Consider the following 23,058-nt stretch of genomic DNA (forward strand, 5'->3'; position numbering starts at 1 on the left):
GTCGGTGTTACTGCCGAAAAACCAACGCCTTCAACCCACATTCCACATCCGCATCCGGAAACTCCGGCGGGTTCTCCAGCCGCTGTTCGAACCGCAGGCTTGGCGCCTCGCGGGTCACGCCTTCGATCAGGAAGTCGGCGCCGAACGCCGGGTCGTTCATGCACGCCAGCACGGTACCTTGGGGGCTGAGCAATTCCGGTAACCGGCGCAGTACGCGCTGGTAGTCCTTGGTCAGCAGGAAGCTGCCTTTCTGGAACGACGGCGGGTCGATGATCACCAGGTCGTACGGGCCTTTGCCGATCACTTTGCCCCAGGATTTGAACAGGTCGTGGCCGAGGAAACTGACCTTGCTCATGTCGTGGCCGTTGAGCCGGTGGTTGTCGCGGCCACGGTTCAAGGCCGGGCTCGACATGTCGAGGTTGACCACCTGGCTCGCGCCGCCTTCGATGGCGGCCACCGAGAAGCCGCAGGTGTAGGCGAACAGGTTCAGCACCCGTTTGCCCTCGGCATTGGCGCGGACCCAGTCGCGGCCGTAGCGCATGTCGAGGAACAGCCCGGTGTTCTGCTTGCGGCCAAGGTCCACCCGGTACTTCAACCCGCCTTCGGTGATGGTCATTTCCTCGATGACGTCCCCCAGCAGCCATTCGGTGGTGCTTTGCAGCAGGTAGCGGTGTTGCAGCAACAGGGTATGGGCGCCGGACTGGGCCCATTGCGCTGACTCGGTGATCGCCATCAGCAACTGCTTCAGGTCTTCCAGCTGCGCCGCTTCCGGCTCCTTGAACAGCGCCACCAGCACCACGCCCTGCAGCCAGTCCACGGTCACTTGCTCCAGCCCAGGCCAGCAGCGGCCACGGCCGTGGAACAGGCGACGGGTTTCGGCGGGGGCGGTTGCCAGGGCGGTCAGCAGGTGCTGGTTGAGGGTGGCGAGGGCTTCAGGGTTCATCGGGTCGGGTCGGTCATTTGTGGGGGGCGGCATTTAACCATAATTGCGCAACCGGCGGAGCACCACGGAACCCTGTAGGAGTGAGCCTGCTCGCGATGACGGTCCATCAGTCGACATCAATGTTGAATGACAGACAGCTATCGCGAGCAGGCTCACTCCTACAGGGTTTTGGTCGGCAGTGAATGAGCAGTTATCACGTTTAATTTAACTTTACGTGAGGATTTGGCGATCTTCCGGCTCCCATAATCGGCTCCAACGAACAACAACAACCGGGAGCCGGACATGTCGCAGAGCACTGCTTCACCCAAGTCCAGTCATCCACGCTGGCTACGCCTGACCCATTGGCTCAACGCCTTGGCGGTGGTGGTGATGGTCACCAGCGGCTGGCGCATCTACAACGCCTCGCCGATCTACGAATTCAGCTTTCCCAAGTCGATCACCCTCGGCGGCTGGCTTGGCGGCGCGCTGCAATGGCATTTCGCGGCAATGTGGTTCCTGGCGATCAACGGTCTGATTTACCTGGCCTTCAACCTGTTCAGCGGGCGCCTGAAGCGGCGTTTTTTCCCGGTTTCGCCCAAAGGCGTGCTGCATGACCTGTGGGCCGCCGTGCGCGGAAAACTTGGGCACGCCGACCTCAGTCATTACAACCAGGTGCAACGGGTGGCGTACCTGTTCGTGATGGTCGATATCACGCTGCTGGTGCTCTCCGGGCTGGTGTTGTGGAAGTCGGTGCAGTTTCCACTGTTGCGTGAGCTGATGTTCGGTTACGAGGGCGCGCGCCGTGTGCATTTCTTCGCCATGGCGCTGTTGGTGGCCTTTGTGGCGGTGCATCTGTTGATGGTCGCACTGGTTCCAAAAACGCTGTTGGCCATGATCGTCGGCCGCAAGGAGCAGGTATGAAAAAGCGCATTCAGGTACCCGGGCTGGACGAGGCGTCGATCCTGACCGACGCCCGCAAGATCCTCGCCCCGCAGATCGAAGACCGCTCGCGCCGCTCGTTCCTGCTGCGTGGCCTGACCCTTGGCGGCGTGGCGATGTTGTCCGGTTGCAACATCACCGACAACCAAAGCGTCGAGACCGCGCTGTCGTCCATGTCGCGCTTCAACGATCGGGTGCAGGGCTGGCTGTTCAACCCCAACGCGATGGCGCCGACCTATCCCGAGTCGATGATCACACGGCCGTTTCCCTTCAATGCCTTTTACGGCATCGACGAGGCACCGACGGTGGAGGAAGAGGGCTATCGCCTGGAAGTCACCGGGCTGGTCGCCGACAAGCGCAGCTGGCGTCTTGAAGAGCTGCGGGCCATGGCCCAGACCGAGCAGATCACCCGACACATTTGCGTCGAAGGCTGGAGTGCGATTGGGCGTTGGGGCGGCGTGCGTTTCAGCGATTTCCTCAAACGCATCGGCGCCGATACCGATGCCAAATACGTCGGTTTCAAATGCGCCGACGACTATTACACCAGCATCGACATGGCCACCGCGCTGCATGCGCAGACCCTGCTGACGCTGACCTATGACGGCGCGGTGCTGCCGCGCCAATACGGCTTCCCGATGAAGCTGCGCATGCCCACCAAGCTGGGCTACAAGAACCCCAAACACATTCAGGCGATGTTCGTCACCAACACCTATCCGGGTGGTTACTGGGAAGACCAGGGCTACAACTGGTTCGGTGGCAGCTGATGAACGTGCGAAACATTCACCGTCCGCAAACCCGTGCTTCAAGGAGATTCATCATGAAAAAGTTGACCACCGTTGTTCTGTCCATGTGCCTGGCCGTTGGTGCTGCCTCTGTGTTCGCTGCCGACACGATGAGTAATGACAGCATGAGCAAGGATTCGATGTCCAAGGACGCTATGTCCAAGGATGCGATGAAGAAAGACGCGATGAAGAAGACCGATTCGATGTCCAAGGACGCCATGTCCAAGGATGCAATGTCCAAGGACGCGATGAAAAAAGACGCAATGTCCAAGGATGCGATGAAGAAAAGCGAAATGTCGCAGTAATTCCAGACAACCGAAATCCCCCTGTGGGAGCGGGCTTGCTCGCGAAAGCGGTGTATCAGTCAACATTGATAGCGACTGATACGACGCCTTCGCGAGCAAGCCCGCTCCCACAGTTTTTTTGCGCATCCGATGGGTATGACTTGAAGTCATGGCCCCATGACTTTTAATGGTTACAGCCCCGCCAACCCCCGGTGTTAAAAAATCGCAAACCAGCTCATCAACAACAAAAAAGAGCGTTTGCAACCATGAGTGATCATCACTACCGCGTCTTCGCAAGCTTCCCGCTGCGCTCTTCGAACCCAGACTTTTGCCACGCCAGGCTCTCTGCCTGCGTGCGCTTCTGACCGTCCAAAACATCCCTCTGCGTCCTGACAAGAGTAATGACCATGAAAGAACTCGACCTGTACATCGGTGAAGGTTTCGAAGGCCCAGGCGTGAACGCCGCGCACATCAACATCCTGATCGGCCCGCGCAACGGCCCGGCAGGGCAGGCATTCGCCAACAGCCTGGCCTCGCCAAGCCAGGGTCACTGCCCGTTCATGGTGATCGCCCAGCCGAACATCCCGGTCAAGCCGATGACCCTGTACGTCAACAAAGCCGCGATCAGCAGCGACCTGCACGGCAACGCCACCTGGGGCGCGTCCCAGGCAGGTATCGCCAAGGCGGTCCTCGAAGCGCTGCTCGACGGCACCCTGCCGCCGGAAGCCGAAGACGAGTGGGCCATCGTGACGGCGAACTGGGTCAACCCGGCCTGCGACGACCTCGATGCGGTGTACCTGAACAACTACAACGCCTGCCGCACCGCGATCCGCGCCGCCCTGACCGGCAAGCCGGAAACCGCGCAACTGGCCGATGTGGTCAATCACATCAGCAACCCTTTCTACACCCCTAAAGCCTGAGGTTCGCGCCATGCAATACATTCGTTTGGGCAACTCCGGCCTCGAAGTCTCCCGCCTGTGCCTGGGCACCATGAACATGGGCACCCCGGACTGGAAGCCGTGGATCTTCGATGAGAAGAAAAGCGAGCCGATCGTCAAGCATGCGCTGGACAACGGCGTGAACTTCATCGACCTGGCGGACTTCTATTCCGCAGGTACAGGTGAAGAAGTGGTGGGGCGCATCGTCAAGCGCCTGGCCCGTCGTGAAGACCTGGTGATCACCACCAAGGTCGGCTATGGCACCCGCAGCGGCATCAACGCCAGCGGTCACTCGCGCAAGCACATCATGGACAGCATCGACGCTTCGCTGAAGCGCCTGGACATGGATTACGTCGACGTCTTCATGCTGCACTACTTCGACGTCAATACCCCGGTTGAAGAGACCATGAGCGCGATGAACGACATCGTGCGTTCCGGCAAGGCCCGTTATATCGGCGTGTCGACCATGCTCACCGGGCAACTGGCAAAAATCCTCATGGCCTGCGAGCGCAATGGCTGGGTCAAACCGATCAACATGCAGCTGCAACTGAACTGTGCCTACCGCGAAGAAGAGCGCGAGATGATCCCGTTCTGCCGCGACCAGGGCCTCGGTGTCTCGGTGTTCAGCCCACTGGCTCGCGGCCTGCTGACCGGTGACGCGCAGTCGACCCGCAACCAGACCGACTTCTTCACCCAGCAGATGTACAGCGACGAAGCCTCGTTCGAAATCGCCCATTCGGTACAGCGTGTGGCCCGTGCCCGTGGCGTGTCCAACGCGCAGATTGCCCAGGCGTGGGTGGCCAACCATCCGGGCGTGGATTGCATGCTGGTCGGCGCCGACACCACCGAGCAGTTCGACAGTGCCCTGGCGGCCCTGGAGACCAGACTCGACGCCGAAGAACTGCATGAGCTGGAACGCAACTACACCCCGTGCGACGTGATCAACGATTACACCGCCGGCAAACGCATCCTGCGTACCGCCCGTCCGGGTCTGGATCGCTTCAACCTGACCGAGGCCGTGGCATGAGCGCGTTGATCCGTCACGGCAATTTCATCGATGGCCAATGGTCCAGCGATGGTGCCACGTACTCGGTGCTGAACCCGGCCAATGGCGAACTGATCGCCGAGGTGCAGAAGGCCGGCGCTGAAGAGACCAATCTGGCCATCGAAGCGGCCAACCGTGCATTGCCGGCGTGGCGCAAGCTGACCGCCAAGGAACGCAGCCAGCGCCTCAAGCGCTGGAGCGACTTGATGCTGAGCCACCAGAAGGATCTGGCCACGCTGCTCAGCCGCGAACAGGGCAAGCCGCTGGCCGAAGCCATGGGCGAAGTGGTCTATGCCGCGAGCTTCCTGGAGTGGTTCGCCGAAGAGGCCAAGCGCGCCTACGGCGACGTGATCCCGAGCCACAAGGCCGATGCGCGGATCATCGTGGTCAAGGAAGCCATTGGTGTGGTCGCGGCGATCACTCCTTGGAACTTCCCGCTGGCCATGGTCACGCGCAAGGTCGGCCCGGCGCTGGCGGCCGGTTGCACGATGATCCTCAAGCCCTCGGAAGAAACCCCGCTGTCGGCCTTCGCCTTGGCGGTGCTGGCCGAGCAGGCCGGGATTCCGGCGGGTGTGTTCAACGTCGTCTCCGGTGATGCCGTGGCGATTGGCGGCGCGCTGCAAGCGTCCACCGTTGTGCGCAAACTGTCGTTCACCGGCTCGACCCGCACCGGCAAACTGCTGATGCGCCAGGCGGCCGACACCTTGAAAAAGGTCTCGCTGGAACTGGGCGGCAACGCGCCGTTCATCGTGTTCGACGACGCCGATCTGGATGCGGCGGTCAAAGGCGCCATGGCCTCGAAGTTCCGCAACACCGGGCAAACCTGCGTTTGTGTAAACCGCTTCTTCATTCAGGACGGTGTGTACGAAGCCTTCACCGGCAAACTTGCCGAAGCGGTTGCCGCCATGCGTGTCGGCAGTGCCCTGGATGGGGAAACCGAGCAAGGTCCGCTGATCAACGCCGCCGCTTTGACCAAGGTCGAGCAGCACGTGAACGATGCGGTGGAGAAGGGCGCCAAAGTCCTGTGCGGCGGCCGCCGTCATGCACTGGGCGGCACCTTCTACGAGCCGACGATTCTTGCCGAAGCCAGCAGCGACATGCTGATAGCCCAGGATGAAACCTTTGGCCCGGTGGCTGCCTGCTTCCGGTTCAAGGACGAGGCGGAAGTGCTGCAAAAGGCCAACGACACGCCGTTCGGTCTGTCGGCCTACTTCTACAGCCGCGACATCGGCCGCGTCTGGCGCATGGCCGAAGGCCTGGAAGCCGGCATGGTCGGGATCAACGAAGGGATCATTTCCACGGAAGTGGCACCGTTCGGCGGCATCAAGGAATCGGGCCTGGGCCGCGAAGGTTCGAAGTACGGCCTGGATGACTACCTGGAGATCAAATACCTGTTGATGGGGGGCCTCTAAGGTTCCCGACCATCAACTGTAGGAGTGAGCCTGCTCGCGATAACGGTTTCACATTCAACATCATTGTTGTCTGACGCGCCGCCATCGCGAGCAGGCTCGCTCCTACAGAAAGCATCGGTTTCTCCTTAAATAACAACAACTGGAGACGAACATGTCCGTAAAACCGGTAAAAATCGACGACCTGCCCATTGGCCGCTTTCACATCAAGATCGCCGGCCTGACCTTCGGCGCGCACTTCACCGACGGCTACATCCTCGGCCTGATCGGTATCGCTTTCACCCTGCTGAGCCCACAGATGCAACTGGATGCATTCTGGCAGGGCCTGATCGGCGCTTCGGCACTGATCGGCCTGTTTCTCGGCAGCCTGTTCTTCGGCTGGATCTCCGACAAGGTCGGCCGGCAGAAAATCTTCCTGGTCAGCTTCGTGCTGATCACTATCGCCTCGGTGATGCAGTTCTACGTTGAGTCGGCCATGGCGCTGTTCCTGTGCCGGGTGTTGATCGGCATTGGTCTGGGCGGTGACTTCAGTGTCGGCCACGCCATGCTTGCCGAGTTCGCGCCGAGAAAAAATCGTGGTGTGTTGCTCGGTTCGTTCAGCGTGATCTGGACCTTCGGCTATGTCGCCGCGACTTTCGTCGGCACTGCGATGCTCAGCCTCGGCGACGATGCCTGGCGCTGGATGCTGGCCTCGTCGGCGATCCCGGCGGCGTTGATTCTGATTGCTCGAATCGGCACCCCGGAATCGCCGCGCTGGCTGGTCAATCAGGGCCGCATTGCCGAGGCCCGGGCCATCGTCAAGAAACACCTGGGCGAGCACGTCGAACTCGACGAAACCCCGTCCACCGAAACCCGTTCCGGTTATGCGGTGCTGTTCAGCCGTGAATATCGCAAGCGCACGGCGTTCAACTGCCTGTTCTTCGTGTGCATCGTGATGCCGTACTTCGCCATCTACACCTTCCTGCCGTCGATCCTGCAGAAGATGGGCCTGGCCGAAGGCTTCGGCACCGAACTGATGCTGAACATGCTGCTGATCCTCGGCGCGTTGATCGGCATCTGGTGCACCATCAAGTTCACTCGGCGCGGATTCCTGATCAACTCGTTCATCATTCTGGCGGCGGCGTTGTTCCTGCTGGCGGTGTTGCCGGGTAGCGCGGCGTGGCTGATGGTGCTGGTGTTCGGCCTGTTCACCCTGGTGCTGTCGGCGGTGAGTAACCTGGTGGGCGTGTTCCCGGCCGAGAGCTTCCCGACCGAAGTGCGCGCCAGCGGTATCGGCCTGGCCACGGCGGTGAGTCGCCTGGGTTCGGCGATCAGCACCTTCCTGTTGCCGGTGAGCGTGGCGGGGATTGGCCTGAGCCCGACCATGGGCATTCTCGCGGCAATCCTGGCGATTGGCGCGCTGTTGTCGTGGGCCTGGGCGCCGGAGACCAAGTCGCTGACCTTGAGCCAGGCGTGCAAGGCGCAGAGTCCGGTGGAGGGCGGTGGGCCTGTGGGCGTGAAGGTCGCGACACCCATCTAAGACCTGCGAAATTCCCTGTAGGAGCGAGCCTGCTCGCGATGACGGAGTGTCAGTCGCCATCAAAGCAGCTGATCCGCCGCTATCGCGAGCAGGCTCGCTCCTACACGGGGGGCTTGGTGTATCAGGGGTTGCTGACCAACCCCAACCACTCGGTAAACAACCGCACCTTCGACAAGCCCTGCTTGTCGTTCGCCACATCCAGCCAGTAGCCATACGGCCCGATCACTTCCACCGGGGTGATCGGCAGCAGGCTGCCATTGGCCAGTTCCTTTTCGATCATCTGCCGGTCGATCACCGCCAGCCCGCCGCCCGCCAGTGCGGTATGGATTACCTGGTCCAGGGTGCTGAATTCCAGCCCTTGCCCGGCATCGACATCGTCCCGGCCCATGGCCGCCAGCCAGTTCTCCCAGACCTTCAAGCGTTTGCCATCGTGCAGGATGTGCAGCAACGGAAATTGCCGCAGATCCGGCGACTCGCCGTCGTTGAACAGCTCCGGGCTGGCCACGGCGATGTGCCGTTCCATCACCAGCAGGCGGCTGCTGCAATGGCTGGCGGCTTCGAGGCCGAAGCGGATGTGGCAGTCGATCTCCGCGAGGCTGTCGTGGCCCATCTGGTTGGTCACGCTCAGGCTGATGTCGGGGTAGCGCTGCACGAACGCGCGCAGGTGCGCCGATAGCCAGCGGGTCGCCCAGGTGGGCGGCGCGACGATGCGCAGGCGTTGCCGCAGATTGGGTACGCGCACGGCCTGCAGCGCTCGTTCGATGTGGTCGAAGGCGTCGCTCAGGTGCGGGGAGAGGGCAGTACCGGATTCGGTCAGGGTCAGGCCCTGGGGCGTGCGGATGAACAGTGCGACGCCGAGGTAGTCTTCCAGTTGTTTGATCTGCCGGCTGACAGCGCCCTGGGTGACGTTCAATCCCAGGGCCGCCTGGCTGAAACTGCGATGCCGCGCGACTTCTTCAAAGACACGCAGCATGTTGAGCGAGGGCAGTTGACGCATGAAGGAAGGGCTCCGCACCGGCCGCCGGTGTTGCGTGGGGGCAGGTTGAATGTACGAAATGTCTGAAGGCCCTATCTGACTATTAGTGTTGAGCTGATGCAAGTGTTGTTTGGGCTGGCCCTATCGCGAGCAGGCTCGTTCCTACAATTGACCGCGTTCGCAGTAACAACTCGGTCTAATGTAGGAGCGAGCCTGATCGCGAAGGCGTCCTCAAGGACGCCATTTAATTCAGATCAGAAGTAGTACCCGATGTTCATGTACAACTGGTTCTCCCATTGATCCGTCCCGCCAGCCCCAAGGCTCTGGGTATAGCTGCTGCCACCAATGTACGGATCGTTCTTGCCGAATATCCATTCGGTGGCGATCCACAGCTTGCTGAACGAAAACGAGGTACCGAGGATCGCCCGCTCGGAGGTCTTGAAGTCATCGGCGGATTTGTCGAAGGCGCTGTAGTTGGCGTAGAGCTTGACCCCGCTGATCTGGTCGAACAGGTATTTGCCGGCCACGTCATAACTCACGTCCGCGACGTACAGGTTGCCGCGGCTGGCGACGTTGTAGGTGCCGTCGTAACCGCCGAGGGTCACCAGTTCATCGGTGCCAGGGTTGCGTGGCGACATCTGCTGCCGCGCCGCTTGCAGTTGCACCCCCCACGGACCGTTCTTGCCCAGGTAGTGCACGGCCACGGCATTGCGCCGGCCGTCATTGTCTGTGTCCCGGTTCTGAATGCTGGAGGTCAGGCCGGAGAGGCCGACCTCGGATTTCCACGGCCCCAGGTCCAGTGCCTTGGCCACGCGCAGTACCACGGTGTTGCGTTCCTGGTTGTCGCTGCCGTCGGCCACATAACTGTCGGCCTCCGACACCACGCTGGAGTAGGTGACGCCGTTGCTGGTGCCTTTGCCTTGCCAGGCCGGACGCAGGTAGTAACCGGCCTGGACGTTCCAGTCACCGCTTTGCTGGATGTACTTGGCGCCGACCTGCTGCACATCTTCCAGGCCGATGACGTTGCCCAGGGTTTCGTAGAAGGTGCTGCCGAAGTACGGCTGCAATCCAAACGGCACGCTGTTGAGGCCCACTTGCACCTGCTGGTCGGGGTTGAACTTGTAGCCGGCCCACGCGTACTTGGCGAACTGGATGTCGCCGTAGTTCTTGGTGTACTGGTATGGATAGGAGCGGCCGTAGAAACGGTACTGGGCCTCACCGATCCAGCTGTCGGAGTTGTACTTGGCGCTGAGGAACACGGTGTCGAGGCCGAACTTCTGGATGTCCCGGTCCGGGTCGTAGTCCCAGCGGGCACGGACGGCGCCGCCGAGGTCGAGGTTGTCGGTGACCTGGACCGCCATGGCCGGTTCTGCCAGGGCGCCAAGCACCGGTATCAGGGCCATGCAATGGATAGCGCGAAAGGTAGGTGTGCGCAAAGTCTTACTCCCGTTTTTGATTTTATGTTGGCAACAGCAACCCCGGCCGCAGCGAATGCTGCAGCGTGGGGCAAAGGGTTTTGCGGGCCGATGGCCTAGGGGCGGATCAACCTCAACGCAGAGCTTTCAACAGGCATGCCCGCTATCGCCGAAGCGCCCGGCGCCGCCGCCAGCAGTGTCTGGGTGTAGTTGTTCTGTGGCCTGAGCAGCACCTGTTCGGCGGTGCCGTATTCGACGACTTCGCCCTGGCGCATCACCGCGATGTAGTCGCTGATCTGCGCTGCCACCCGCAGGTCGTGGGTGATGAACAAAATGCTCAGGTTCAGCCGCTGTTGCAGTTCGGCCAGCAACTCCAGCACCTGCTTTTGCACCGAGACATCGAGGGCCGAAACGCTTTCGTCGGCGATCAGTACTTCCGGGCGCATCGCCAGTGCCCGGGCGATGCCGATGCGCTGGCGCTGGCCACCGGAAAATTGCCGGGGCTTGCGTTTGAGGGCGTCGCGCTTGAGCCCGACCTGCTCAAGCAAATCACCGGCTTCGGCCCAGGCATCCTTGGCCGACAACCCGCGCAATTGCGCGGCGCGAGCGATGATGTCGCCGACCCTATGCCGGGGGTTTAGCGAGCCGTAAGGGTCCTGGAAAATCATCTGGATACGCCGCCGGTTAGCCGCCAGTGCCGCACCGCGCAGGGCCAGGAAGTCGGTATCGCCAACCCAGACATGACCGCTATCGCTGTCCACCAGACGAATCGCCGCTTTCACCAGCGTGCTTTTGCCCGAACCGGATTCACCGACGATGGCCAGGGTCTTGCCCCGTGGCAGTTGCAGCGAGACATCCCGCAGTGCTGCCACCGAGCGGCCGCCGACGTTGTAGGTCTTGTTCAAATGCTCGATACGCAACGCCAGTTCGCCGTCGGCGCTGGGCACATGCAACTCCGGGTGCAGCGCCGGCACCGCCGTGATCAGCTTGCGGGTGTACGGGTGCGCCGGGGCGTTGAGCACCTGGTCGCGCTCTCCGATTTCCACCAGGCGGCCACCTTCCATCACTGCAATACGGTCAGCGATTTCCGCGACCACACCGAAGTCATGGGTGATGAACAGAATCCCGTGCTGGCCGCGCCCGCGCAGTTCACGCACAAGTTTCAGCACCTGCGCCTGGGTGGTGACGTCCAGCGCCGTGGTCGGTTCATCGGCGATCAGCAGGTCCGGGTTCATCGCCAGGGCCATGGCGATCACCACGCGCTGGCATTGGCCACCGGAGAGCTGATGCGGGAAGCTGTTGGCGATCCGTGGCGGGTCGGGCAAATGGGTCGAGTCGAGCAGGGCGAGCATGCGTTCGCGGCGCTCGGCGGATGGCATTTGCGGCGCATGAATGTCGAAGATTTCCTCGACTTGCCGGCCGATGCGGATTGCCGGATTCAGTGCCGCCATGGGCTCCTGGAAAATCATCGCGATGCGGTTGCCGCGCAACTGACGCAAGGCATCGTCCGGCATGCGGCAAATGTCGTCGCCAAGGAAATCGATCACCCCTTCGCTGTGGCGCAGGCCTTTGGCGTAGTCGCCCATGATCGCTGCCGAAAGCACCGATTTGCCCGAGCCGGACTCGCCGATCACGCAGAGGATTTCGCCCTTGCGCACGTCCAGGCTGATGCCGTGCACGGCGTGGCTGCGGTCGGCACCGGCGGGCAGTTCGATGGAGAGGTTCTCCACGCGCAACACTTGTTGCAGGTTCAGTGGGTTGCTCATGCTCAGCTCCTTGCGCCTTTCTGGGCGTGTTCGTCCAGGCCGTCCGCCAACAGGCTCAGGCCCAGCATCAGGGTGGAGATGGCAATGCACGGGAAGATCACCAAGTGCGGGAAGGCGATGGCCATGCTGCGGCCTTCGTTGATCATGCCGCCCCAGTCCGGGGTCGGCGGTGGCAGGCCGAGGCCGAGGAAGCCGAGGGCGCCGATCATGATTGCGGTGTAGCCGATGCGCAGGCAGAAATCGACGATCAGCGGCCCGCCGCAGTTGGGCAGGATTTCCACCAGCATGATGCGCAGCGAGCCTTCACCCTGGGTGATGGCGCTGAGCACGTAGTCCCGGGAACGGATGTCGATGGTCAGGGCGCGCATGATGCGGAAGATCGCCGGGGCACTGGTGAAGGTCACCGCGATCAGGATGTTCAGCGCCGAAGCGCCGAGGGCGATGATGATCACGATGTACAGCACCAGCACCGGGAAGGACAGCACGGTGTCGGCGACATAGGACAGGAAGGCGTCGACCTTGCCATTGAAGTAACCGGCGCACAGGCCCATGGCGATGCCCACGGCGAACGCGGTCAGGGTGGCCAGGATCGACCAGAACAGCACGGTGCGGGTGCCCCAGATCAGCCGCGAGAGAATGTCCCGGCCAATCATGTCGGTGCCCAGCAGGAAGCTCTGGCCGCTGGGGTCAGCGGTCATCGGCGTGAGCAACGGGCTGAAGCTTGCCAGCGGATCATGGGGCGCCAGCCACGGCGCAAACGCGGCGACCAGTACCCAGCCGCCCACCAGCAGCAGGCCGAGCAGGGCCAATGGATGTTTGAACGAGTGCAGGAAGCTCATTGGCCACCTCCGCCAAGACTGCGCAAGGTGATGCGCGGGTTGAGCCAGGTGTAGGCCAGGTCGGAAAAAATCTTGGTTGCGCCAACCACCGCGCCGCTGATCATCGCGCAGGCTTCGATCAGGTACACGTCGTGGTTCAGTGACGCGGTGTACAGCAGCGAGCCGAAGCCCTTGTAGGCGAAGAACACCTCGACCACGATCACGTTCGACAGCAGCCACGGGATGTACAGCATGATCACCGTGATCGGTGCGATCAGCACATTGCGCAGGGCATGACGCAGCACGATGCGCGACGTCGACGCACCCTTGAGGCGAGCGGTGCGGATGTACGGCGCCTGCATCACTTCGACCATCGAGGCACGGGTGATGCGCGCCAGGTAACCGATGCCGAACAGGCACAGCACCATCAGTGGCAGGGCCAGTTCGGCGACGTTGAAACCTTCGCTCATGCTGCTCACGCCCGGCAGCCAGTTGAGCCAGAAGACGAAGATCGCCGAAACGAACACCGCACTGGCGAAGTCTGGAATCGACGTGGTGACAATCGACAGGAACGACACCAGGCGGTCCACCAGCGAACCCTGGCGAATGCCCGCCAGAATGCCCAGGGTCAGGGCCACCGGCACCATGATCAACAGCGCCAGCCCGGCGAGGATCAGGGTTTGCCCAAGGTTGGGCAGCAGCAGGTTGATCACAGGCTCACGAAAGTGCACCGAAGTGCCCCAGTCGCCGCTGATGAAGTCCTTCAGCCATACCAGGTAGCGCCACAGGAACGGCTGGTTGTAGCCATGTTCCACCAGCCACGCGGCACGCTGGTCGGCGGCGGAGTAGGGGCCGAGGACGTTGATCGCCACGTCCTCGATGTTCAGTTCGAGGGCGACGAACACGATCAGCGACACCGACAGCAGGGTCGCGATCAACGCCATCAATTTGCGTAACAGAAATTCAGCCATGCTTGCAGGCTCCGGCTAATCAAGGGATGCCGGCCCGCCGCACCGGTCGGTGGGCGGGCACGGATGGGGCTGCGCGTCAGGCGCTCAACCAGACCTCATCCATTGGGTAGAAGTCCGAAGGGTGAACCCTGAAACCCTGGACCTTCTTGCTGGTGGCGGTGAACTTGTCACCCCAGAACGGCTGCACCATCACGGCGTCGTCCTGCAGGATGCGCTCGACATCCTGCATGGCCAGGGCGCGTTGCTGCGGATCGATGATGCCCATCGCCTTGTCCAGCGCGGCGTCGAACGCCGGGTTGCTGTAGTGGCTTTCGTTCCAGGCGGCGCCGCTGCGGTAAGCCAGTTCCAGGGACATCACCCCCAGCGGGCGGTGGGCCCAATAGGTCAGGCTGAACGCCGCCTTGTCCCAGATCGGCCAGTACTGGGTGGCCGGGATCACTTTGAGGTTGATGCGGATGCCGGCTTCCAGGCAGTTCTGTTGCAGGATCTGCGCGCAGTCCTGTTCGTAGCGGCCCTGGGTGTTGCCGACGATCAGGTCGATGTCGATGCCATTCGGGTAACCGGCTTCGGCCAGCAGTTTCTTTGCCCCGGCCACATCCCGCTCGCGCTTGGGCAGCGGCGAGTATTCCGGATGGGATGGTGCGACGTGGTGGTCTTCACCGAGGGTACCCATGCCGCGATAAGCGATTTTCAGCATCTGTGCGTTGTCGGCACACAGCACCACGGCTTTGCGGATGCGCACATCGGTGAATGGTTTCTGGTCGCAGGCCATGCGCATGACCACGGTCTGCGCCGACTTGCAGCTGAGCAGTTGCGCGGCCGGCAAGCGTTTGGCCAGGTCCAGTTCGGCCACGGTGACGCGGTACAGCACGTCGACCTGACCGGCCTGCAATGCGGCAAGATGAGTGGAAATGTCGGTGCCCATGTCGACGTAGCGCAGTTCGTCGAGGTTGGCCGGCTTGCGCCAGTAGTCGGCGCGCTTGGCGAAGGTCGCCTGCTTGTTCACTGCAAACGATACGAGCTTGAACGGCCCGGTACCGATGGGGTTTTTGGTCCAGTCGTCACCGTTCTTGAAGCTGCGGTGCACCAGGGTGCAGGTAAACGCGCTGAGCATTTCCGGAACGGCCAGGATCGGGCGCTTGAGCACCAGGCGGAACTGGTACGGGCCGGTTTTTTCGAAGGCGGCTACGTCCTGGAACGCGGTGCGGTTGACCGACTTGGAATCGGCGGCGATCCAGCGATTGATGTTGTGTTCGACGTCGTCCGCGGTGAACTCGTCGCCGTTGCTCCACTTCACGCCCTGGCGCAGGTTGAAGGTCCAGGTCTTGAGGTCTTCGGACGGACTCCAGCTTTCAGCCAGGTAAGGGTGAGTGATGTTCTCGGCATCGACCCAGGTCAAGAATTCAAGGGAGTTGCGCAGCAGGTTCGAGGCTTCGATCCAGGTGATCAGCATCGGGTCCTGGATTTCCTGAATGGCGCAGGCAAAACGCAGGCTGCCCCCTTGGCGCGGCGGTTGATCGTCGGCGGCGAACGCCGAATCACCGAGCAGCGCCGAACCGATAAAGGTGCTGGCGCTGGCCACGGTGACGCCCAGCAGGGCGGCGGTGCGCAGGAATTGTCGACGGTTGATCTGGCCATGCTTGACCTGTGTGCACAGGTCGTTGACGGCAGGATGCGGCGCGGTGCCGTCCAGTGTCTTCAGCTCGTTCATAAAGCTTCTCCGATACGTAGCAAAGTGCGTTTTTCGACTGACCGCAGACAGGGCTGGCGGCCTGGAGTTCGGGGGATCAAACCAGCGAAATGTTCAGCGGCCAGCACCGTGCGGGCACAGGCGAAGCAGGCGGGAAGCCTTTGGCTGAAGCGGTCGGGACGTATTCGGGAGGGCGCAGGTGAGGTAAGGCATGGGGCAGCTCTCATGTTGTTTTTATTAGAGATGGCTGCAGTTTTGTCAGCGGGGCCAAGAACGACAAACGATAAATTCAGCGGTTAAACGTTCGATAAATGCATGTTACTGGGGTGGGGCTGTGCCGGAGCCTGAAATAGACAGGCTGGACACCGTCCCTGTAGGAGCGAGCCTGCTCGCGATGACGGTGTGTCAGTCGACGTTTGTGTGTCAGATACGTTGCCATCGCGAGCAGGCTCGCTCCTACAGAAAAGCTGTTCGCGGTGATGCCTTGATTGTCCTACACAACACAAAAATGCATGTTACTGCGGAAATTTCCTGCGGGGCGTGGGATGCTTACGACCTGGTCAGCCTTCCACGAGTGCCTTTCATGAAACGCAAAATGCCCGGCCTGAATGCCCTCAAGGCCTTCGAAGTGGCCGGCAGCACCGGCAGTTTTACCCGCGCCGCCGAGTTGCTCAATGTCACCCAGAGTGCGGTCAGCCGCCAGGTGCGCCAACTCGAAGAACAACTGGGCGAGAACCTGCTGGAGCGGCGCCATCATCACCTCGAACTGACCAGCGCCGGCCGGGTGCTGTTGCGGGCGTTGCACCAGTCGTTCGACAAGATCGAGTTGACGGTGCGCAGCATCCAGCAAAAAACCCACTCCAACCGCCTGCACATCAACGCGCCGCCGACCTTCACCAGCCGTTGGTTGATGCCGCGTCTGGGGCGCTTGCGCGAGCAGCACCCGGAGCTGGAACTGAGCATCACCACGCGTTTGCAGGACAGCCTGGCGGAGACCAGTACCCTGGACTGTGCGATCCGTTTCGGCGATGGCGAATGGGACGGGCTGGACAGTTCGCTGCTGATCCAGGAGCGGCATATCGCGGTGTGCGCGCCGTCCCTGTATGCGCGGGAGTGGAGCGAGCAGGGCCTGGACCTCAATCGCCTGACGCTGCTGCATGTGCTGGCCCGGGAAGACCAGCGCTACCTGACCTGGAAACACTGGCTGGACGCGGCGCGCATCAGCGGTGTCGACACCCAGGGCGGCTATGAATTCGACCTGCTGGACCTGGCGATCCAGGCCGCCACCGATGGCCTGGGGATCACCATTGCCGACTGGCATATGGTCGCCTCGGAACTGGCCAGCGGGCAGTTGACCCAGGTGCTGAATGTGCACGTCGACGGGCACCAGTCCTACTGGCTGGTGACCCGGCCGGAGCAGACCGAGATGCCTCAATTGCAGGTGTTCAGCCAGTGGTTGCAGGAGGAGATCTGGTTGGCGCAGAGGCAGTTGGAGCCTTCTACCGCCGCCGTCTAGACACCACAACCCCCTGTAGGAGCGAGCCTGCTCGCGATAGCGGTGGGTCAGTTGTATTGATGGCGTCTGACACTCCGCCATCGCGAGCAGGCTCGCTCCTACAGGGAAATGTGTTGTTTTCAGGGTAACCTGCATTTTTCGAATGTTTCACAGCTCAATAAATCGTTTGTTCAACGCGGGCCAGACGCCAAAACTGCCCGGACTGGATAAAAACAACGATGGGCGATTCACATGCGACTCGAGCGAAACTTTGTTAACGGCCACTTCACTGAACCTGCCAGCGAGGCGCTGATCGCGGTCTATAACCCCGCGACCGAAGCGCTGGTGGGGCACGTCTCGGCGGCCACCGCCGATGAAGCCACGGCGGCGGTCGAAGCGGCCCTGGCCGCACAAAAAGTATGGGGCAAGCTCACCAGCATCGAGCGCGCCGAATACCTGCGTGCCTTCGCCGATGCCCTTGAAGCCAACGCACAAAATATCGGCGAGGCGCTCGCCGCCGAATCCGGCAAGAGCGTGGCCGACGCCAGCAACGAGGCCCGTTATGCGGCGCAAATCACCCGCTATCACGCTGAATGGGCGCGCCGTATCGAGGGCGAGATCATTCCCAGCGATTCGCCGAACGAAAACCTGTTTTTGCACCGCGAGCCGATTGGCGTGGTCGCCTGCCTGATTCCGTTCAACTACCCGGTCTACACCCTGTTGCGCAAGATCGCCCCGGCGTTGATTGCCGGCAACACAGTGGTGGTGCGTCCAAGCAACAACACGCCGACCTCGGCCTTCGAAATCGCCAAGGCCGTGCAGCAATCCGGTCTGCCGGCTGGCGTGGTGAACATTCTGACCATGGACCACGGCACCGCCGCTGTCGTCTGCACCCATAAGGCCGTGGGCCTGATCACCCTGACCGGTAGCGTCAACGCCGGGCGCATCGTGCTCGATTACTGCAAGGCCAACATCGCCAAGCCGTCCCTGGAACTGGGGGGCAAGACCCCGGCGATCATCGAGGCCGACGCCGACCTCGAAGCAGCCGCCAGCGCCATCGTCGCTTCCAAGACCACCCACTGTGGCCAGTTGTGCACGGCGGTGGAGCGGGTTTATGTGCAGGAAAGCGTCTACGACCAATTCCTCGGTCTGCTGAAACAGAAAATCAGTGCCGTGAAATTCGGCGACCGTGCCACCGATGCCAGCCTGATGGGGCCATTGGTCAACGCCAGCTCGCAGCAAAACATTCACGCCATGGTCGAGCGCGCCATCGCCGATGGCGCGGTGCTGGAAACCGGTGGCGTGTTGCCTGAAGGCAAGGGTCATTTCTACCCGCCGACCCTGCTCAGCGGCTGCCGTCAGGACATGGAGATCATTCAGGAAGAAATCTTCGGCCCGGTGCTGCCGGTGCTCAAGTACCGCGACATCGACGAAGCGCTGGCCATGGCCAACGACCACCAGTTCGGCCTGTCGTCGGTGCTGTATACCGAGAACTACCGCACCGCACAGAAAGTCGCCAACGCCATCGAGGCCGGTGAACTGTACGTCAACCGTACCCCGGCCGATCCGTACCAGGGCTTCCACGCCGGCTGGAAACGCTCGGGCCTGGGCGGTGATGACGGCAAGCACGGCATGCTCGAATTCACCCAGACCCGTCTGGTGGTGATGAAGTACTGATCCACCGGCAACACGCCTCACGCTGCACTTATAAAAACAATTATCAGGGGCGCCCGGACACCGGGCTGCCCGAGGTTTCTCCAGATGTCCAAGCCTGCAACCACTGTTGCCGCTGTTCAGGGTTCGAACGCGGGTTCAAAAAGCCACAGTGACAAAGGAAGTCGCTATTTCCAGTTGATGCTGTTGGTGCTCGCCGCCGGTGCGATCTACCCGATCCTGTACCTGCGTCAGGTCTACCAGACCACCATGCTCGAAGTGTTCCAGATCAACCACAGCGAGCTGGGTTACCTGTACTCGATGCTCGGCACGATCTTCCTGGTCTCGTATCTGCCCAGCGGCTGGCTGGCGGATCGCATCGCCCCGCGCTTCCTGATTTTCTTCTCGCTGGTGGCTACCGGCGCCTTGGGCCTGTGGTACTCCACCGCGCCATCGATGACCGGTTTGATGATCATCTTCGGTTGCTGGGGCCTGACCACCGGCCTGACCTTCTGGGCCTCGGTGCTCAAGCGGGTGAAGATGATTGCCCATCACACTGAACAGGGCCGGTTCTTTGGCGTTCTCGATGGCGGTCGCGGCCTGGTGGAAGCCTTGCTGGCCACCGTGGCCCTGGCGCTGTTCGCCTTCGCCACCGAAACCCGTGGCGAGTCGGTCGCCGAAGGTTTCAAGCATGTGGTGTACCTGTATTCCTTCACCTGTATCGCCATCGGCTGCGTGCTGGTGCTGATCAAGGACCCGAAGGCCATGGAAGACACGCCGGCGGTGGAGAAGGGCAAGTTCAACCTGCTCAGCGACCTGACCACCCTGGTGAAAATCCCCGAGCTGTGGCTGGTCACCGCCATTGTGTTCTGCGGTTATCACATTTTCTGGGCCACCTACAGTTTCTCCGATTACCTGCAGGGCGGCGGCATGACGGCGGTGATGGCCGGCACCATCACCACCATCAAGTTGTGGATGCGCCCCATCGGCGGTATCGGCGGCGGCTGGCTGGGTGACAAGTTCTCCAACATCTCGGTGCTGTGCGTGGCGTTGCTGCTGGCGAGCCTGGCGATGATCGGCCTGATCGTGTTCCCGGCCCTCAACAGCCTGGGCCTGCTGATCGGCACGGTGATTTTCATCGGCCTGATGACCTACGCCATTCGCGGGCTGTACTGGGCGATCCTCGACACCTGCGACATTCCGCTGCGCATCACCGGCCTGGCCATCGGCATTGTCTCGGTGGTGGGTTACCTGCCAGATGCCTTCATTCCCTTGGTCAACGGCTACCTCACCGAACATTTCCCCGGTGCCTTTGGTTACAAGCTGTATTTCGGCTACATCGCCTTCGTCGGCCTGCTCGGGACCCTGGCGGCCCTGACCTTGCGCGCACGTATCAACCGTAAGTCTTTGAACAAGACATTTTTGAACAAAACAGGTGCCTGAGATGAAAATCGTCGCCCTTGAAACCCATATTGTCGCCGTTCCGCCACCGCACATCGGCGGGATGTACTGGTTGTTCGTCAAAATCAAAACCGATTGCGGCATTGAAGGCGTCGGCGAAATCTACGCCGCAACCTTCGGCCCCAAGGCCATGCTGCCAATCATCGAAGACGTGTTCGAACGCTACCTGCTGAACCAGGACCCGCACCACATCGAACGCTTTTTCCGTCAGGCCTATTCGAGCGGCTTCACCCAGCGCCCGGACCTGACCATGATGGGCGTGGTCAGCGGCCTGGAGATGGCCTGCTGGGACATCATCGGCAAGGCGGCGAACAAGCCGGTCTACGAGTTGCTCGGTGGCAAGGTCAACGAACGCCTGCGTTCCTACACCTACCTGTACCCGGTCAACAGCAAGGGCGAGTACGACTACGACGACCCGGACCTGGCCGCCGAGTGCGCCATCGAGAACATGAACAAAGGCTTCACCGCCGTGAAGTTCGACCCGGCGGGGCCGTACACCGCGTACTCCGGTCACCAGATTTCCCTGGAAGTGCTGGAGCGCTGCGAGACCTTCTGCCGCAAGATCCGCGAGGCGGTGGGTGACAAGTGCGACCTGCTGTTCGGCACCCACGGGCAGATGGTGCCGTCCTCGGCCATTCGTCTGGCCAAGCGCCTGGAGAAGTACGACCCGCTGTGGTTCGAAGAACCTGTGCCACCGGGCCAGGAAGACGCCATGGCGCAAGTCGCGGCCAAGACCAGCATCCCGATTGCCACCGGTGAGCGCCTGACCACCAAGTACGAATTCTTCAAGCTGTTGCAGGCCGGCGGTGCGTCGATCCTGCAAATGAACGTCGCCCGCTGCGGCGGCCTGCTGGAGGCGAAGAAGATCGCCAGCATGGCCGAGGCGTATTACGCGCAGATCGCCCCGCACCTCTACAACGGGCCGATTGGCGCGGCGGCGAGCTTCCAGTTGGCGACCTGCACGCCGAACTTCCTGATCCAGGAAAGCATCATGACCTGGGGCGGCTTCCATGCCGAAGTCCTGACCAAACCGCTGCAATGGGAGGACGGCTACATCATCCCGTCCACCGAGCCGGGCCTTGGCGTGGAGCTGAACATGGACGTGGTGCGCAAGCATTCGCCGTACACCGGCGAGCGGCTGCACCTGCAAATGGCGCCGACTCCGGCGGATGTAAAAGATACATCGCCGGCCAGGGGCTGACGGGACGCTCCTACGGGGCATCACCCATTCCGTTTTTTTGTACAACGACTTACGCGGTAACCGTGCATGACATACGACTACATCATCGCTGGCGCCGGCGCAGCAGGCTGCGTTCTGGCCAATCGCCTCTCGGCTTCCGGGAAACACACGGTGCTGCTGCTGGAAGCGGGCGGGAAAGACTCGTCCTTCTGGTTCAAGATCCCGGTCGGTTTCGCCAAAATGTATTACAACCCGACCTTCAACTGGATGTACTACAGCCGCCCGCAAAAGCAGCTGGACAACCGCGAGATCTACGCCCCGCGCGGCAAGGTGCAGGGTGGTTCGGGCTCGATCAACGCGATGGTCTACGTGCGTGGCCAGGCCCATGACTTCGATGACTGGGCGGCCAACGGCAACGACGGCTGGGGCTTCAAGGACGTGCTGCCGTACTTCCGCAAGCTGGAAAACCACCCGCTGGGCGACAGCGAGTACCACGGCGGCAGTGGTCCGATCAGCATCACACCGATGAAGGGCCAGACCCATCCGATCTGCGATGTGTTCCTCAAGGGGTGCGATGAACTGGGCTACCCCATCAGCGACGATTTCAACGGGCCGAAATTCGAAGGTGCGGGCATCTACGACGTCAACACCCGCGACGGCCAGCGCTGTTCCAGCAGCTTCGCCCATTTGCACCCGGCACTGAGTCGACCGAACCTGACCGTCGAGCATTTCGCCCTGGTGGACCGGGTACTGTTCGACGACCGGCAACGCGCGACCGGGGTCTCCATCACCCAGCACGGCGTGGTGCGCACCTTCAGTGCCAACAAGGAAGTGATCCTGTGTGCCGGTGCCGTGGACACGCCGAAGATCCTGCAATTGTCCGGCGTCGCCGATCAGGCGCTGTTGGCCAAACACAACATCCCGATGGTCAAGCACCTGCCGGCGGTGGGGCAAAACCTGCAGGATCACCTGTGCGCCAGTTACTACTACAAGGCCAACATCCCGACGCTGAATGACCAGCTCAGTTCGCTGTTCGGCCAGTTCAAGCTGGGCCTGAAGTACCTGTTCACCCGCAAGGGCGCGCTGGCGATGAGCGTCAACCAGGCCGGCGGGTTCTTCCGTGGCAACGCGCAGCAGGCCAACCCGAATTTGCAGCTGTACTTCAACCCGCTGTCGTACCAGATCCCGAAAAACAACAAGGCCAGCCTCAAGCCCGAGCCGTACTCAGGCTTCCTGCTGTGCTTCAACCCGTGCCGGCCGACCAGTCGCGGGCACATCGAAATCGCTTCGAAAAACCCGCGGGACGCGGCGCTGATCGACCCGAACTACCTGAGCACCCAGAAGGACATCGACGAGGTGATCCAGGGCAGCCGCCTGATGCGCAAGATCATGCAGGCACCGGCGCTCAAGGGCATCACCGTCGAAGAAGTGCTGCCGGGGCCGGTGGTCGAAACCGATGAACAGATGTTGCAGTACTTCCGCGAAAACAGTGGCTCGATCTACCACCTGTGCGGTTCCTGCGCCATGGGTTCGGACGATTGCAAGTCGGTGGTGGACAAGCGCCTCAAGGTCCACGGGCTGGACGGTTTGCGCATCGTCGATGCGTCGATTTTCCCCAATGTGACGTCAGGCAACACCCACGCCGCGGTGCTGATGGTGGCGGAGAAGGGGGCTGACCTGATCCTGCAGGACGCTTGATACCGGTCACCCGATTGCATCAAAAATGAATTTCCGCCGAGTCCGCTGCTCATACCTTTTAGGTGGCGGATCAGAACCCGCGAAATCATTGAGGCAA

Annotated in this window: 19 protein-coding genes; 12 read left to right on the forward strand and 7 right to left on the reverse strand. The window is 61.7% G+C overall.

Annotated features, from left to right (window positions below; translation table 11 throughout):
• Positions 1 to 7 precede the first annotated feature (7 nt).
• Positions 8 to 943 carry a class I SAM-dependent methyltransferase gene (locus AABM52_RS11175; RefSeq protein WP_347911801.1) on the reverse strand — a complete coding sequence of 312 codons (936 nt, stop codon included), beginning with the start codon at positions 941 to 943 and terminating at the stop codon, positions 8 to 10.
• Positions 944 to 1,225: 282 nt separating this feature from the next.
• On the opposite strand from AABM52_RS11175, the gene AABM52_RS11180 reads away from it, so the two are divergent.
• From AABM52_RS11180 to AABM52_RS11210, 7 genes are all read left to right on the forward strand, one after another.
• On the forward strand, positions 1,226 to 1,843 hold the full coding sequence (locus AABM52_RS11180) for a cytochrome b/b6 domain-containing protein (protein WP_347911802.1): 618 nt from the start codon (positions 1,226 to 1,228) through the stop codon (positions 1,841 to 1,843).
• Positions 1,840 to 2,625, forward strand: coding sequence for a molybdopterin-dependent oxidoreductase (locus tag AABM52_RS11185; RefSeq protein WP_347911803.1), 786 nt, complete (start codon positions 1,840 to 1,842; stop codon positions 2,623 to 2,625). Before AABM52_RS11180 ends, AABM52_RS11185 begins: the two co-directional genes overlap by 4 nt.
• Before the next feature lie 53 nt (positions 2,626 to 2,678).
• A complete protein-coding gene (locus tag AABM52_RS11190; protein ID WP_347911804.1) occupies positions 2,679 to 2,948 on the forward strand; it encodes a pentapeptide MXKDX repeat protein in 270 nt (89 codons plus the stop codon).
• Between the two features lie 386 nt (positions 2,949 to 3,334).
• Positions 3,335 to 3,847 (forward strand): formaldehyde-activating enzyme, encoded by a 513-nt coding sequence (gene fae, locus AABM52_RS11195; protein ID WP_008043405.1) that lies wholly within the window; start codon positions 3,335 to 3,337, stop codon positions 3,845 to 3,847.
• A gap of 10 nt (positions 3,848 to 3,857) precedes the next feature.
• Positions 3,858 to 4,892: an aldo/keto reductase gene (locus AABM52_RS11200; protein ID WP_347911805.1), complete on the forward strand. Its 1,035-nt coding sequence runs from the start codon at positions 3,858 to 3,860 to the stop codon at positions 4,890 to 4,892.
• Positions 4,889 to 6,322, forward strand: a complete 1,434-nt coding sequence (locus AABM52_RS11205; protein ID WP_347911806.1) for an NAD-dependent succinate-semialdehyde dehydrogenase — start codon at positions 4,889 to 4,891, stop codon at positions 6,320 to 6,322. Before AABM52_RS11200 ends, AABM52_RS11205 begins: the two co-directional genes overlap by 4 nt.
• A 151-nt stretch (positions 6,323 to 6,473) precedes the next feature.
• On the forward strand, positions 6,474 to 7,838 hold the full coding sequence (locus AABM52_RS11210; protein WP_347911807.1) for an MFS transporter: 1,365 nt from the start codon (positions 6,474 to 6,476) through the stop codon (positions 7,836 to 7,838).
• A 121-nt stretch (positions 7,839 to 7,959) separates the two neighbouring features.
• On the opposite strand, the gene AABM52_RS11215 is transcribed toward AABM52_RS11210, so the two are convergent.
• From AABM52_RS11215 to AABM52_RS11240, 6 genes are all read right to left on the reverse strand, one after another.
• Entirely contained in the window at positions 7,960 to 8,835 is an 876-nt protein-coding gene (locus tag AABM52_RS11215; RefSeq protein WP_347911808.1) for a LysR substrate-binding domain-containing protein, read from the reverse strand.
• A 233-nt stretch (positions 8,836 to 9,068) separates the two neighbouring features.
• Positions 9,069 to 10,217 (reverse strand): hypothetical protein, encoded by a 1,149-nt coding sequence (locus tag AABM52_RS11220; RefSeq protein WP_347912615.1) that lies wholly within the window; start codon positions 10,215 to 10,217, stop codon positions 9,069 to 9,071.
• A gap of 128 nt (positions 10,218 to 10,345) precedes the next feature.
• Entirely contained in the window at positions 10,346 to 11,995 is a 1,650-nt protein-coding gene (locus tag AABM52_RS11225) for an ABC transporter ATP-binding protein (protein ID WP_347911809.1), read from the reverse strand.
• 2 nt (positions 11,996 to 11,997) lie between these two features.
• On the reverse strand, positions 11,998 to 12,834 hold the full coding sequence (locus AABM52_RS11230; RefSeq protein WP_347911810.1) for an ABC transporter permease: 837 nt from the start codon (positions 12,832 to 12,834) through the stop codon (positions 11,998 to 12,000).
• The gene (locus AABM52_RS11235) at positions 12,831 to 13,784 is read right to left on the reverse strand and encodes an ABC transporter permease (RefSeq protein ID WP_347911811.1); all 954 of its coding nucleotides are present in this window, start codon (positions 13,782 to 13,784) and stop codon (positions 12,831 to 12,833) included. The genes AABM52_RS11230 and AABM52_RS11235 overlap by 4 nt, the downstream gene beginning before the upstream one ends.
• 76 nt (positions 13,785 to 13,860) lie before the next feature.
• On the reverse strand, positions 13,861 to 15,495 hold the full coding sequence (locus AABM52_RS11240) for an ABC transporter substrate-binding protein (protein ID WP_347911812.1): 1,635 nt from the start codon (positions 15,493 to 15,495) through the stop codon (positions 13,861 to 13,863).
• A gap of 562 nt (positions 15,496 to 16,057) precedes the next feature.
• Between AABM52_RS11240 and AABM52_RS11245 the strand changes: the two genes are divergently transcribed.
• The 5 genes from AABM52_RS11245 to AABM52_RS11265 all read left to right on the forward strand — a co-directional run bounded on the left by AABM52_RS11245 (position 16,058) and on the right by AABM52_RS11265 (position 22,961).
• Positions 16,058 to 16,990, forward strand: coding sequence for a LysR substrate-binding domain-containing protein (locus AABM52_RS11245; protein ID WP_347911813.1), 933 nt, complete (start codon positions 16,058 to 16,060; stop codon positions 16,988 to 16,990).
• A 231-nt stretch (positions 16,991 to 17,221) separates the two neighbouring features.
• The gene (gene aldA / locus AABM52_RS11250) at positions 17,222 to 18,646 is read left to right on the forward strand and encodes an aldehyde dehydrogenase (protein WP_347911814.1); all 1,425 of its coding nucleotides are present in this window, start codon (positions 17,222 to 17,224) and stop codon (positions 18,644 to 18,646) included.
• Between the two features lie 84 nt (positions 18,647 to 18,730).
• Positions 18,731 to 20,065, forward strand: a complete 1,335-nt coding sequence (locus tag AABM52_RS11255; RefSeq protein WP_347911815.1) for an MFS transporter — start codon at positions 18,731 to 18,733, stop codon at positions 20,063 to 20,065.
• Position 20,066: 1 nt separating this feature from the next.
• Positions 20,067 to 21,284, forward strand: a complete 1,218-nt coding sequence (locus tag AABM52_RS11260; protein ID WP_157709804.1) for a mandelate racemase/muconate lactonizing enzyme family protein — start codon at positions 20,067 to 20,069, stop codon at positions 21,282 to 21,284.
• A gap of 66 nt (positions 21,285 to 21,350) precedes the next feature.
• The gene (locus tag AABM52_RS11265) at positions 21,351 to 22,961 is read left to right on the forward strand and encodes a GMC family oxidoreductase N-terminal domain-containing protein (protein WP_347911816.1); all 1,611 of its coding nucleotides are present in this window, start codon (positions 21,351 to 21,353) and stop codon (positions 22,959 to 22,961) included.
• Positions 22,962 to 23,058: the final 97 nt, after the last annotated feature.

Source organism: Pseudomonas grandcourensis, from assembly GCF_039909015.1.
GTDB lineage: Bacteria > Pseudomonadota > Gammaproteobacteria > Pseudomonadales > Pseudomonadaceae > Aquipseudomonas > Aquipseudomonas grandcourensis.

What these genes read in the sequence shown, in the direction of transcription:
- AABM52_RS11235 (WP_347911811.1), bottom strand. Translation starts at nt 13,784, where the DNA reads ATGGCTGAATTTCTGTTACGCAAATTGATGGCGTTGATCGCGACCCTG.
- AABM52_RS11240 (WP_347911812.1), bottom strand. Translation starts at nt 15,495, where the DNA reads ATGAACGAGCTGAAGACACTGGACGGCACCGCGCCGCATCCTGCCGTC.
- AABM52_RS11260 (WP_157709804.1), top strand. Translation starts at nt 20,067, where the DNA reads ATGAAAATCGTCGCCCTTGAAACCCATATTGTCGCCGTTCCGCCACCG.
- fae (WP_008043405.1), top strand. Translation starts at nt 3,335, where the DNA reads ATGAAAGAACTCGACCTGTACATCGGTGAAGGTTTCGAAGGCCCAGGC.
- AABM52_RS11215 (WP_347911808.1), bottom strand. Translation starts at nt 8,835, where the DNA reads ATGCGTCAACTGCCCTCGCTCAACATGCTGCGTGTCTTTGAAGAAGTC.
- AABM52_RS11185 (WP_347911803.1), top strand. Translation starts at nt 1,840, where the DNA reads ATGAAAAAGCGCATTCAGGTACCCGGGCTGGACGAGGCGTCGATCCTG.
- AABM52_RS11200 (WP_347911805.1), top strand. Translation starts at nt 3,858, where the DNA reads ATGCAATACATTCGTTTGGGCAACTCCGGCCTCGAAGTCTCCCGCCTG.
- AABM52_RS11210 (WP_347911807.1), top strand. Translation starts at nt 6,474, where the DNA reads ATGTCCGTAAAACCGGTAAAAATCGACGACCTGCCCATTGGCCGCTTT.
- AABM52_RS11245 (WP_347911813.1), top strand. Translation starts at nt 16,058, where the DNA reads ATGAAACGCAAAATGCCCGGCCTGAATGCCCTCAAGGCCTTCGAAGTG.
- AABM52_RS11220 (WP_347912615.1), bottom strand. Translation starts at nt 10,217, where the DNA reads ATGGCCCTGATACCGGTGCTTGGCGCCCTGGCAGAACCGGCCATGGCG.
- aldA (WP_347911814.1), top strand. Translation starts at nt 17,222, where the DNA reads ATGCGACTCGAGCGAAACTTTGTTAACGGCCACTTCACTGAACCTGCC.
- AABM52_RS11190 (WP_347911804.1), top strand. Translation starts at nt 2,679, where the DNA reads ATGAAAAAGTTGACCACCGTTGTTCTGTCCATGTGCCTGGCCGTTGGT.
- AABM52_RS11265 (WP_347911816.1), top strand. Translation starts at nt 21,351, where the DNA reads ATGACATACGACTACATCATCGCTGGCGCCGGCGCAGCAGGCTGCGTT.
- AABM52_RS11180 (WP_347911802.1), top strand. Translation starts at nt 1,226, where the DNA reads ATGTCGCAGAGCACTGCTTCACCCAAGTCCAGTCATCCACGCTGGCTA.
- AABM52_RS11255 (WP_347911815.1), top strand. Translation starts at nt 18,731, where the DNA reads ATGTCCAAGCCTGCAACCACTGTTGCCGCTGTTCAGGGTTCGAACGCG.
- AABM52_RS11225 (WP_347911809.1), bottom strand. Translation starts at nt 11,995, where the DNA reads ATGAGCAACCCACTGAACCTGCAACAAGTGTTGCGCGTGGAGAACCTC.
- AABM52_RS11175 (WP_347911801.1), bottom strand. Translation starts at nt 943, where the DNA reads ATGAACCCTGAAGCCCTCGCCACCCTCAACCAGCACCTGCTGACCGCC.
- AABM52_RS11230 (WP_347911810.1), bottom strand. Translation starts at nt 12,834, where the DNA reads ATGAGCTTCCTGCACTCGTTCAAACATCCATTGGCCCTGCTCGGCCTG.
- AABM52_RS11205 (WP_347911806.1), top strand. Translation starts at nt 4,889, where the DNA reads ATGAGCGCGTTGATCCGTCACGGCAATTTCATCGATGGCCAATGGTCC.